We start from the raw sequence: 13,393 nt of genomic DNA, 5'->3' as shown, positions 1-13,393 counted from the left end.
CCCATTGCACGACAGTTCGAATTTTCTGAGCGATGTTCTGACCGAGACCGAGGTTCTGGAAAAGAGCATATCCAGCCAGCGCCCACGCGATCTCGCGCTTATGGTGTTCACGCAACCACACCGCTTGGCAAAAATAATCGGCTGGAGGATTCTCGGGAAAAGAAAGAGGGCCAGGACGCAGCTCGAGCGGGCGATCGCCCGGCTTCCTTTTGCGAATCAGCGTTGGAACGTTGAGGCGGGCGAGGAAGATACCAATCTTGTGGAGGAGGCCAGCAACGAAGGTCGAGCGCCGCGAATGGCCGTTCACCTTCACGTCAAGTCCGGTCATACTAGGCAAGAGATCGAAAAGGCGATCCAGTCCGCACTCAGGCAGTCGGTCGACGGTTCAGAGGTTTTTGTCACGCGCGGGCCCGGCGTGACCTACGATCTCAAAACACACCCGGAATTGAAACTGATAGACGGGACATTCCCGAATCAACTGAATGGGATTGCCGCGAGTATGGAGCTTGCGATCGAGGGCGGTATCCAGTGGCTGGTTCCTTTCGAGCCCGATGGCCGTCTGTCCCGATATTCGCTGGCGAGCTATTCGGCACATTTGTTGCGACACAAACAAGCTACCAGCGCTCCGGTGCTTTACGGCGACGAAATTGAATTAGGCTGTATGCGAGCAAAGCCGCAAATGTGGCTCAAGCCTAAGTGGGACAGTCGAATGGCCCTTTCTCAGGACTATCTGAGTGCTGCGTGCGCATTAGCTATCGAGCCAGCATCACATCTGTTGTTGCAAGGTGAAGCCGAGCCTCCGCTTAACCTGTTCGAGCTCATTCTCAGGCTATCCGACAAGAGCGGTGCCAGCCATGTCGGACGCGTGACGTCGCTTACAGACCCGATGGCTTGGCGCGAGCACGGTGCCGATACGCTCGATGCCGTGATGCGTGTGATGAAAGGTCGTGCTGAGGCAGTAGAGGCTGGGCCCTTCGGCACAGTATGCCTGAAATACGAGGCACCTAAGCCGTTACCGAAAGTCAGTGTGGTGGTGGCCACTCGCGACCGCGTTGAGCTACTTCGGACCTGCGCAGAAGGAGTTCTGCATGAAACCGACTATGCAAATCTTGAGCTAGTCGTAGCTGACAACGAAAGTGTCGAGCCGGAGACGCTTCAATACATGGAGGAGATTGCGCGGGACAAACGCGTCAAGGTCGTTCGGTGGCCACACCCTTTCAATTATTCCGCGATCAATAACTTCGCGGTTCGGCAGAGCTCGGGTGAGTATATCTGCCTTCTCAACAACGATATTGAAGTGCTCAATCCAAACTGGCTGCTAGAGATGATGCGTGAGGCAACCCAGCCTGGCATCGGAGCTGTCGGCGCGCGGTTGTTGTATCCTGATCGCACCCTCCAACATGCAGGGGTAGCCATAGGCATCGGAAATGCTGCAGGTCATGCCCATCGAGGCCTTGCGGAAGCTGAGCCAGGCTATTTTGCTCAAGCACACATGGCCCGAGGAGCGAGCGCGGTGACTGCGGCTTGTCTGTTGGTCGCGAGGAAACACTTCGATGCGGTCGAAGGCTTGGATGGAGATAAATTGGCAGTCGCGTACAACGACGTCGACTTTTGTCTGAAGCTGAGAGCGATCGGCTTGCTGAACATCTACACGCCCGAAGCCACCCTCATTCACCACGAAAGCAAGTCGCGCGGCTTGGATTTCGCTCCAGAGCATCTTGAGAGGTACATGAGAGAGCTTGGGGCCTTTCAGGAGCGCTGGCGAACACGGGAAATCGTGGATCCTTGGCACCATCCGAGACTAGACAGAGGCAACGAAACATATTCCCTGTCATAGTCGCGCTTGGGCTTGCCAATCCTCGCCGTACATTCATTAAAAACCGCGAGCCTGTCCCCTCGCGAAAGCTTGCTCTCAAGGATCCGGCACAGTAACTTTGAATGGTAACTTGAATCTATCCAGTGAAGCAAGCGACACCGGTTTAGTCACGCCTCACCAAAAGCCTGATGTACACCATCGCAAATGCCATCGAACGTCTTTGGGAAGCGGAACAAATGTCTTTTTTGCGCAAGCGCAGGACACCATTTCATGAATCGCTTCTGCGATCTCAATTTGATGAACAGTACTACCTTTCGAAGAATCCAGACGTCGCCGCTGAAGGATTCGAGGCGCTAGATCATTATTTGCGGTATGGGGCCAAAGAAGGTCGGGATCCTACCCCATGGTTCTCAACATTTGGCTATCTAAATGCTCACGCGGACGTGCTGTTAAGTGGAATGAATGCTTTTCACCATTACGTCGCATTCGGACGGGAGGAAGGAAGAGGCCTGCCTTGGCTCGAAAACCGGCCCAACAGCGTTGAAGAACCATTCTTTCCCGATCCAGACCTTAATCCACAAGATCAAATGATCCGCTTCATCGAGTGGCATCATAGAACGGCCAAATCGAGCAACGGGGCAGCGACTGACAGTGTTAGCGCAAAGGCAATCATCGAGACGTGTGTTGCCGATGGTGTCTCAGTTCTTCCGGACAATCACCTGGCAAATCTTCTGCATCAAGAGGCAGTACGACCTTTGTTCGATGAGACAGGTTATTCGCGCTTGAACCGATGCGTGCTTGAAAAGGGTGGTGATCCGCTAGCCCACTACTGCAAGCAGGGATGGCGCGAGTTGCGCGATCCAGCCTCCGGATTTGACGCAAGCTGGTATTGGCGGAGAAATCTCAACCCCGCCGCGCCTGTAATTGATCCTCTTCTACACTTCGCTTTGGTAGGCAAGGAGGGCGGCAACTCAACCAAGAATCCTCGCCTCGTTGGCATTCGCGATGACAATGAAAAAATCATGGGTCAAAAAGGCCTCCGCCGCGCCTGCGTATTCGCAGCTCACCTTGCGCATGGTCTGATAGATACGGCCACCTATCAGCAAGTCGAAAAGCTCTCCCGGGATGCGGATGTTTACTTTCTTGCTGACGGATTTGTTCCCTTCGAAGAACTGAAGAAGCTGGAAGGCTTGGCGGCGGGTGCGTGGGGCGTTCGACATCAAGGCGGCGCAGCCAGGTCGTATGAGCTTTTGCTCGGCAAGCTATTGGGTTGGAGCGATGTCGAAGAATATGACGAAATCATCCTGACAGATGATCGGGGCATCATAATCGGTGACTTGAGCGCAGTCTTCACCAAAATGGATCAAGCCACAGCAGACTGGTGGGGGCTCCACGCGAGCTACGCAGGGACCGCGCTACAGTCAGGCGGGACCGGTGTTTCTTACGACGAAATTACGACGGACACGGTCAAGCATTTATGGCGGCAAGAACTCGCGGACGAGTTCCAATTCCAGCTGGCAATCGGGACTGGTTTCGTTGCGCTTAGAGCTCCGATTCTTAGGGGCCAGAGGTTCCGAGATTTTGTCAGCTTCGTTGCTCGTTGTTCGGAGGGGACGGACAGTGAATCGGCCTTTGCCACCCAACTTACCAAGTTCCTGATCCAAGAGGGCTTTGAGTTCGATTGCTACAATAAAAGACTCTTTTTCGAGGATGAGCTTTGTCCCGATTCCGCTATCGATTGGGTCGAGGCTGGCAATCCGAGGCTACCGCTCTCGTCGCTTTTGGATAACTCTGGGCATGTGCAACATGATTTGCTCGTCTCTCTGGCAGATACAGATTTGCACGAAGCTCGGAGATATCTGGCGAGGCTTGATGAATACGTGGCACCAGCGGCAAGCTGTGGCAGCGAGGCCGGGGAGGAGGGCGCCTCAATCACCGACTCGTTATTGAGACCGGATGAGATAGAACTCCTAGATCAAACCGTGCCGAAAGACGACAATTGGTGGGTTTTTCCAGTCTGCGCTTATGATCATAATCTGACAGGTAATGATCGCGCGGTTTTTGAGGCGGTGAGGCATGACCCGAACATCCGAAAAACGATTCTGACGCGTGGCCATCCGATTGATCTCGAAGGCGCAAATGTGGAGATTCTTCCGCTGTTCAGCAGGCCGGGGCAAGAAGCGCTGGTGGGAGCGCGTGTCATCTTCATAAAGCACTCGCCGACGGTGAACGCAGTATTCCCGCTGTTGTCAGAAAAGCATCTTTTTGTATGCCTTTGGCACGGAATTCCCTTTAAGCGGATTGGCACAGCATCTCTCGATACGCAGACGACCCGCGAAGATTTGATCGAGGAACACGCCAAACTCTCCAGCGTCATCAGTTCGTCGATAACTGATCAGTTAGCCATGGCGGCAGCATTCCAGCCTTTGGCGATCGAACAAATATGGATCACCGGCATGCCACGTATCGATTTCGTCTCAGGCGATCCACCGGATTTGCCTTCCGATTTCCAGCGCGAAGAGGAAGTACTGCGAGCAAAGCTCGAAGGGAAGCGACTGGTTCTGTTTTGCCCCACCTTCCGGAACGATGTGGAAAACCCCGGGTATGAGTTCTCGAAAGACGAAGTCGCCCGATTCGACAGCTGGTTGACGAAGAACAACGCGGTCCTTGGAGTTCGGGAGCATATGGCGGATCAGGCGCGCAGCTATTCGCGCAAGCTGCGCGGACCCAATTTTATCTCTCTATCATCAATGGAATACGCGAATATTGAGGTGCTTTTCCACGTGTCTGACTGCTTGGTAACCGATTATTCAAGCTGCTTTTTCGATTACATGATGACTGGGAAAGCTGCGCTCAGCTTTGCCTATGATCTTGATGAGTATCGCGATCAGGAGCGGGGTACCTTTTACGCACTCGAGGCGGTTTTTCCTGGACCAGTGTGCACAAAGTTCAGCGATTTGATTGACGCTCTGGACGCTGCTGCCGCAACCGAATTCTCAAATGCAGACCCCGCTTTGGAAGCAAAGCGAAAACTGTTTTTCGCCTATGACGACAACGACAATTCTAAACGGGTCGTTAACCGCGTTAAGGAAATGATTGCTTCATCAGATACGGTGAGCGGCGCCAGCGATAGGTAATTGATTTGGAACTTCAAATAGGCTCTTAGGCAGCGTCGTACTAGCGATCGGCCTCGTGGAAGATCTGATGCCATTGTGGTGATACAAGGCGATTGCTAGAGAGTTTCTTGAAGGAATTGTTCTGCGCATTCTCGATGCGCAACAGGCGTGACTGGAATTCGGAATTTATCAATGAAGACGGTAATTACCTACGGAACCTTTGACATATTGCATGTCGGGCACATCAACTTGCTTCGTCGAGCGAGGGCACTTGGCGACAGGCTGATCGTCGCCTTATCGACCGATGAATTCAACAAGGGCAAGCACAAGAGTTCTCTGCTCGATTACAATAACCGCAAGGCCGTTTTGGAAGCCATCCAATATGTCGATGAAGTTATCCCCGAAACACATTGGGAGCAAAAGGTGGATGACGTCCAGCGCTTCGGTGCGGACATTTTCGTGATGGGGAACGATTGGGAGGGCGAGTTCGATTTTCTGAAGGACCATTGCGAAGTGGTTTATCTGCCTCGCACTGCAGATATCTCGACCACACAAATTAAGGACTCATTAGTCAGCGTAAAGTGATGGTCCGCAGACTGGGTGAGTCTTAGTATGGCGACGAAGCTACCGCAGATCTTATTCGGATTGATGCGGCGCAAGGTGTCGATGCGTTTTCGTCAGAGTTCTGAATCGAGTGACGTCAAAGCACTAAGATACTCGGGGCTGTTTGACGCTGCATATTATAGAGGCGCTTACCCAGACGTAGCCAAGGCACATAAGGATCCGCTACGCCATTACATCGAAGTTGGTGCCAAAGAGGGGCGCAATCCGAGCGAGGTTTTCGATACTTCGTTCTACCTTGAGCAAAACCCCGATGTCGCTGCGGCGGGACAAAACCCGCTGCGACACTTCCATGAACATGGTTGGCAAGAATTCCGACAACCTTCGCCCCGGTTCGACAGCCGTCGGTATTTTCTTCTCAACCTTGCGCCAAAAGGATTGGCGCTGAATCCTGTCGCCCACTACCTGCAGCATGTAGCCGACTTGGCAACTGCGGATATGGAGCTAGCGCAGACAACCGCGAGTGAACTTAGGCGGATGAGGGCTGCGGCATGCGCAGTTGTAGAGCAGGCAGTGGCTGACAATCGGTCGGCTCGAGTATTGAGGTTGGTTGCCAGAGCCTGCTTGGCGAGTGGTTTCCAAGAGGTCTCTGAGGCCGCATTGCTGCGGCTCGTATCGCTCGAGCCAGAGCAGGGCGAGAATTATGCTGCACTGGCAGACATCCAAACGCGCAACAAGCAATGGTGGTTGGCTGAGAGGTCTCTTGAGCGCGCCCTTTCGTGTGATCCGACCCGTCCGGACTGGCTCAAATCTTTGGCTGCGACTCAAGAGCGAATGGGGCGTCATAGCGATGCTGCGCTGACTTTCGAGAAAGTCCTGAACCTCTGTCCGGAGAACGCTGACCTCTTCTACCAATTTGGCTTTGCACTGGAGAACGCCGGACGGCAGAGCGCAGCTCTGCAAGCATATGCCGCAGCAATTCGATGCTCCGATGATGCGGACGCTAACCAATATGGCGTCGGCGTGTTTCACGAGCGCCACGATCGTTGGAACGCAGCGCAGAAGGCTTACCTAGGCGCGGCGTGCTCCGCCCCTCAGGGGCCCAAGTTGCAAGTCCGCCTCGCGTGGGTGAACCTACAACTTTTTGAATGGGAGAATGCCGAGGTCGGCTTTGCTAACGCAATCGGTTTGGATGAAGCGGGTGGAAGGGCCCACTGGCATTTTCTGCTCGGCTACGCCCGCGAGCGTCTCGGGCGCTTTTCTGAGGCCTCTCAAGCCTATGAGACTGCGATCAGGCTCGCGACAAATCCCGATCCTCAATGGCGTTATCGGTTGGCCTATGCGTTGGAGCATTCTGGTCAGAAAGCGCGCGCATGCGAGGCCCATCTCGCTCGGTGGGAAGGGTTGCTTGAATTAAGCGAGCCTCCGTCATGCACGGAAAACGTAGTGCCGAAGACAATCGCTGAATCTTACTTCCTTAAGGGTGAAGAGTATGAGGCCGCCGATGACATCAGGAGCGCTGTCGAAGCCTATCGCAATGCTCTCGATCGCGCAGAGACTCACAGACCCGAATGGTACGCTCGACTTGGACGCCTCCTCGCGAACGAACAGAGACTAGACGACGCTTGTGAAGCTCTTCGTCAGACGCAGATCATTCAACGTCCCTACCTCAATGGCGAAGTCGAGATCAGCAAAGACGATCCTAGTTGGAAAGAGATTTTCTACTTGGAGTACAGAGAGTGCTTACCTTTAAGAGATAATGTCATTCTCTATGAGAGCTTTGCGGGTAGGTCTTTGAGTTGCAATCCGTACGCTATTTTCCGAGATACTATCCGCCATCCCGGCTTTACCGATTTCCTGCATGTTTGGGCTTTGGAGGACCTCGACAAGGTCCCCGAAGACTTGAAGGAGCGAGAGGATGTCATTTTCTTAAAGAAAAATTGCGACGGTTACCTTCGCTATCTCGCTTCGGCCAAGTACTTAATCAATAACAACGGATTCGCTCCATTCTTCATAAGAAGGGACGGGCAAAAGTATCTGGAGACGTGGCACGGAACGCCACTTAAGACACTGGGGAAAGACCAGAAGTACAAGTTCCACGACCACAAACACTCTCAACGAAACTTTTTACAGGCAAGCCATCTTCTAAGTCCCAACCCGCATACCACGCAGGTGCTTTTAGACAGCTATGACTTGAGGCAAATTGCTACCGCAAAGCTCGCCCAGACCGGTTATCCCCGTGTTGCGCGCACAATGGAGATCGCAAGAGACGAAAAGTTTAAGAACCGGCTGCGCGATAGGCTAGAATTGCGGGCCAATCAGCCGGTTGTCCTTTACGCGCCTACCTGGCGAGGCACTCCAGATGACCCCTCTCTCGATCTTAGTCAATTGCGGCAAGACATCTCGATCCTATCGCAACAGGATTGTCAGCTCCTATTTCGCGGGCACAATTACCTCGAGGGCGCGATCGAAACGGAAGGGTTGGATTGCCTCGCGGTGCCGGGCGATATCGACACAAACGAATTGCTCCCGCTTGTCGACGTCCTGATTACAGATTATTCAAGCGTTTTCTTCGACTTTTTGGTGCTCGAAAGGCCGATACTCTTCTACGTTCACGACCTTGAGCAGTATGAACGTGATCGCGGTCTATACTTTTCAATAGATGCGATGCCAGGCACCAAGTGTCACGACATCGGTTCCCTGTCCGATGCACTTGCGATGGCTCTAAGGGGAGGCCAGCTAAACCATGACCAAATCGATCACGCACGGCGCACGTTTGGTCCATTCGACGATTGCGGAGCCACGCAAAGGACCATTCAATTCTTATTCGAGGACGATGACACTGAGGTGCACGATTTTCGCATCGATGGTCGCCATTCTGCGCTCTTCTCGATTGGTGCGTTTGGGCCGAACGGTATCACTATGTCCTTCTTGAACCTGGCCAAGTCGATCGAACCCGCGCCGATCGATATCACGGTGGGGTTCTCGCCTGAGACCATCGAAAATGCGCCCCTACATTTGCAGCAGTTCCGACAACTTCCTGACGCCGTCAATCCAGTGGGTCGCCACGGCAGCACCCTAATGAGCCTCGACGAAAGGCAAGTATGGTCACTGGAGCATAGCGGTGAGGAGCTTTCAGAGGCCGCCAAACTGATCTGCGACCGCATTTACCGCAGGGAGTTTCGAAGGGTTTTTGGTGCCAAGTTATTCGACACGATCATCAGTTTTGGCGGTTATGATCCATTCTGGACGAGCGTATTGCTGTCGGGACAGGATGACGCGCGAAAGGTCATATACCTGCACAATGATATGTTGGCGGAACACGAGACTCGCTTTCCGGAACTGATCCGCATGTTCCGTCTCTACAAGCGAGCTGACAAACTGATATCGGTTTCAGCGCATACAAACCAGATCAACATGAGCAACCTCTCAGCGCGCTTCGATCTGAAAGAGGAGATGTTCGGTTATTGCGAGAACCTGATCGATCCGCCGACCATACTCGCCAAGGGGCGAGAAGAGATTCCGGCATCCGAGCACGAGGACATTTTCGAAGCCGGGGCTCCTGTCTACATCAATGTCGGCAGACTTTCGGTGGAGAAAGGCCAAGAGAAGCTATTACGCGCGTTTGCGGCGACTCTCGAGGAGTTGCCTACCGCGAGACTTGTTATCCTCGGCGCGGGTCCGTTGGAAAACCAACTACAGGAACTTGTTGCAGAACTCCAAATTCAAGAGAGCGTGTTTCTGCTGGGGCATCGTGACAATCCCTATGCCTATATAAAGAGAGCTGACTGCTTCGTCCTGTCCTCCGACTACGAAGGGCAGGGCCTGGTTCTCCTTGAAGCACTTGTTGTCGGCACCGCAATCGTTGCGACCGATATTGCGGGCATCCGTGGCGTGCTCGGTTCTGGCAAGGGATTTCTTGTACCGAACACCGAAGATGGCTTACGAAAGGGACTGCTGGCATTCCACAGGGGAGAGGTGACGCCGAAACCTTTCAACGCCTTGGCTTATCAATCCGACGCAGTCGCACAATTCAAGAAGCAGGTTCTAGGGATCGACGAGCGCTCGAATTAATTTGCAGTCTCGCCGAGCACGCTTTTGTAGAATTTAGCCAACGCTTCTACCTGATATGAGCCAACGTCGAAGTGTGAGCCCTGAAGCGGGCGGTCGATGAACTGCGAAAGCGCATCAACGAACGCTTCTTCTGTGTTTTCGACCAGCCGTTCAGGCGTGTCTGAAAGGATTTCACGGCTCGTTGGAATGTCCGAAGCTATTACCGGCAAGCCGAGTATCATTGCCTCGAGGAGGACAAGTCCCTGCCCTTCGTGATTGGACGGAAACACAAAACAATCCGCTCTTTTTAGGTAAGGAAACGGGTTGCTCTTGTGGCCGATTAGAAAGACTCTTTGTGTAAGGCCGAGATCCTTGATTACCGACTTCAGATACTGGTGCAGAGGCCCATCACCAAGAATGAGTAGGCGAGCACTTGGGGCCTTATGTGCAATCTTTGCAAAGGCCCTAATCAGCTTCTCTTGGCCCTTTTCGACCGAAAGCCGGGCCATTGTGATAAAGATCGGCCCACTACCATCAAAGAATCGCTCGTCTTCGGTTTTATCAAGTGATGACTGGGCTGATTCCTTGGTGAATTCAGGCGCAAGGACATTGGGCGAATAGGAGAACTTGGATCGATCAATGCCGAACCTGGACGACAGGCTCTCGATGTTCACCTCGCCGATTGAGGACGAAACACTGACAAGGACATCAAACTTATCATACAGACGGCACGTTCCTTCCAAGTGCGGAATCCGCTCGCGCCATTCGCCGACCATGTCGTTATGCAGATAGAGCACTTTTCGCTTTGCGGAAGATGAGGGCGCAAAAGCAAGCATGCGATGGAATAAGCGCGTGTATCCGTCAAAGTTGATCATCGTATCGACGTGCAGGGGGCCAAGCTGGCGCCGCAGTTCGCGCCTGTAAGCATTTTGTAGGACCTCGGTCATTGGCTCACTGAGCCACTGGTTTGCCTCGAACTTGGCTTCGACCCATTCTTCCTCGAGCGTGAATAGCCGTGCACCGACCCGCATAATGATTTCGAGGTTGTCGGGGAGGCGGCCGAGTTGCTCGATCCTGTCCTCATGCTTTGCGATGTCAGCGTCCACGAGGCACGCGATCTTGTATTTCTCGCAGTCGATATGCTTGCTCAGATTGATGAACGAGGTCGTGATACCGTTAGGCATCATTGAACCAGGATAGAATAGGACGTCGCTTGGTCGGGCAGGCGTCAGAAGCTTCACAGCAGACGCATCGCCGGCAAATACCCAGTCGACGACCCGTCTAGAGACGTTCCCGTCGTCGAACGGTGCGAAACGGGCGATGGCTTCATCATGTTTTGCCTCATCGAAACGCGCTTCTGCATCTTCGATCGCTTCCGGTAATTGAGCTCTGCCTTGAACGATTTCGCCAGGCAAAGTGTCTAGTGAGAAGTATAGTCCACGCTCATTCTCGTATTCATCCAGATCGTATGCAAAGTAGATGATCGGCTTTCGCTTGGGGAGGAAGTCGATCGCGATGCTCGAATAGTCGGTCACCAAGATATCTACCACCGACAGCAGCGAATTTGAGTCGATGTCATCGGGGACGATAGTGCAGGCCAACGGGAGGTTTTTGATTAGCTGCTCTGCTTCGTAATGTCCCCGGAACACCAGATGACAATTATCTGCTCGCATTGCTTCGAGGTCAGCGATCAAGCTCTGACCATCCAGTTCCGCATCGCCAAAAGAGCCGCGATAAGTTGGCGCGTAAAGGATGACTTTTTCGTTTTCATTCGCTCCAAGACGCGCGCGCAGTTCGCTCTTTTCAACCTCACCAAGCGAGACCGTCGCGTCAATCCGCGGGTAGCCCGTCTCAGCAACGGATCCACGATACAGCCCGCTTATATCGTAGTGGTCGACCAGCACTTTGCTGGTGTGAGAATTGGGGCTTAGCAAATGAGTGGCTTGAAGAAAGTTTCTCGATGTATTGGCGTGGTCGGCCACACCTCCACCAATGAATTTCCCAAGGGTTTTGATCGGGGTCCCGTGCCAGGTATTCAAATAGATCTGTTCGTCCTTGCGAACGAATTCGGCAGGAAAGGTCGCATTGTTGATCAAGACTTTGGCGCTAGCGAGCGCTCTCATATAGCCGTCGCTGAGCCGGCTGACGAAGATGACATTCCTATGCGCTCTTAGATCTGCTGGGATTTTGCTTTGATCATCCAGGACCCAGATATGAGTCCAGTCTGCGAATTCTCTTCTTGAGCTCAATTCCCGGAAAATGGCGAGTGGATTGCAACTCATAGCCCTCCCATGGAAGGCTTCGTAAAGTACGGTTTTTTCCCTGAGCGGCAGGCGTTCATAGTACTCGGCATAAGCCGCCCGCCGCATTGCGGCAGGGTTCGCAAGCTTCTTTCTAGATATCCAACCATCCGCTGCAGTGAGCATCTCGGTCTCAATAAACGCTTCGCACGCTGCTTTGCTGTTACCTGCATTTGCCAGCGCCTCACCTAGTCGAAAGTACCACTCAGGCTGGTGATTGATCGAGCGTTTCACCGCATGACGATATGACCTTGCTGCCAAGTTCCACCTTCCAAGCGTCGCGTACGCATCAGCAAGAATGTAATGCAGGTTCGCAGAGGTGAATTCACGCTCAATTTCGGCTTCGAGAAGCTCGATCCTTCGCTGAGCGAACTCTTCGAAAAACTCGGGCCGTTCATGTTCTTGCGAGACTTCCTCTTCTGCCGGCGGTTCTTGCCGCATGGCTAGGAATGCCTGCATCGCGGCATCGAACTCACCAATGCGGGTTAGCGAGTATCCTTGGCGATACTTCCTGCCTGCGCGATCACCTTCTGTGAGTTCGGCTGCATTCCCATATGCAACTGCCGCTTCAGCAAACTTGCCCTGACGTTCCAGCACGAAACCCAGCCGGTTATGTCGATGCGCGTGGTCTGGATCGAGGATTAGGGACCGAGAAATGTTGGCCTCAGCCTCGGCCCATTCGAACAGCCTGTCATGCGCAAGGCCTAGACGGTAGAAGAGCTCGGGATCATACTGGTTGTGTTCTGCGTGTTGCCGGTATGCTTCGGCGGCCTCGCGCCAAAAGCCGCGTTGTTGGTGGAACACCCCGATACCAAACCGGGATGCACTTCGAGATTTATCAACCCTGATTGCGTATTCGTAGGCGAGATTGGCCTTCCCCGGTTCCGCAGGGCCGTCGAATCCCTCGCGTTCGTAGCAAAAGCCCATCCGAAAGGCGCAGTCGGGATCATTCGGCTTGAGTTTGCTCGCTTCGCCAAAGTGCTCTGCCGCTTCCTTAAAGCGTCGCATTTTTTCAAGCGCAGTACCCAGCTCGATATGCAGGTTGGCCTGCCCGCGGGCGCGGGCAATGGTTTCCTTGAGCGCCTCGATTTCTTGCCAAGTTCTGCCCTGCCGACGAAAGACAGCCGCAAGCTTATGGAAGTTTGTGGCTTCCGCATCATCAGCCGCGATGAAGGCTTGAAGCATAGCCTCTTCATCCGCGGGCGTTTCGCGTGGAGCCGCTTCGATATAGGCAAGTGCCTGGTCGCGCTGGACAGTCCACCTCTTTTTCGACGGGTCCAAGTCAATTGCGATCTGCATGGCGGTGAAGGCTTCTTGCCAGCTTTCCTGCCGAAAATGGCACATCCCCAGTTTGAATTGCGCCGCAGCAAAGTTTGGCTTTGCTTGAACCGCCTTGGTAAAAAGCTCTTTTGCCGCCTCCCAATTTCGTGCCCGGTATTCTTTGAGGCCTTGAACATGCAAGAGTGCAGCGCGCAAATCTGCGGTTGAAGTTACCATAAGTATTCTTGAGCCAATATCTGAGAAGGTGTGGTTGAGTGACCCACAAC

At 53.4% G+C, this 13,393-nt stretch carries 5 protein-coding genes; 4 read left to right on the top strand and 1 reads right to left on the bottom strand.

Annotation, left to right across the window (positions count from 1 at the left end; genetic code table 11):
* The first annotated feature begins 4 nt into the window (after positions 1-4).
* From AC0V6T_RS11985 to AC0V6T_RS11970, 4 genes are all read left to right on the top strand, one after another.
* Positions 5-1,837, top strand: a complete 1,833-nt coding sequence (locus tag AC0V6T_RS11985) for a glycosyltransferase family 2 protein (RefSeq protein WP_486127164.1) — start codon at positions 5-7, stop codon at positions 1,835-1,837.
* Positions 1,838-2,004: 167 nt separating this feature from the next.
* The gene (locus AC0V6T_RS11980) at positions 2,005-4,953 is read left to right on the top strand and encodes a CDP-glycerol glycerophosphotransferase family protein (protein WP_486127162.1); all 2,949 of its coding nucleotides are present in this window, start codon (positions 2,005-2,007) and stop codon (positions 4,951-4,953) included.
* A gap of 171 nt (positions 4,954-5,124) precedes the next feature.
* Positions 5,125-5,517, top strand: coding sequence for a glycerol-3-phosphate cytidylyltransferase (tagD, locus tag AC0V6T_RS11975; RefSeq protein WP_486127160.1), 393 nt, complete (start codon positions 5,125-5,127; stop codon positions 5,515-5,517).
* A gap of 27 nt (positions 5,518-5,544) precedes the next feature.
* Positions 5,545-9,567, top strand: coding sequence for a CDP-glycerol glycerophosphotransferase family protein (locus AC0V6T_RS11970; RefSeq protein WP_486127158.1), 4,023 nt, complete (start codon positions 5,545-5,547; stop codon positions 9,565-9,567).
* Here the strand turns inward: AC0V6T_RS11970 and AC0V6T_RS11965 are convergent.
* On the bottom strand, positions 9,564-13,343 hold the full coding sequence (locus AC0V6T_RS11965; protein WP_486127156.1) for a CDP-glycerol glycerophosphotransferase family protein: 3,780 nt from the start codon (positions 13,341-13,343) through the stop codon (positions 9,564-9,566). The genes AC0V6T_RS11970 and AC0V6T_RS11965 overlap by 4 nt on opposite strands.
* Between the last annotated feature and the right edge of the window lie 50 nt (positions 13,344-13,393).

The organism is Erythrobacter sp. S158 (assembly GCF_057364915.1).
The sequence above is the reverse complement of the archived record's forward strand: the minus strand, read 5'-3'. Positions and strand labels throughout refer to the sequence as shown.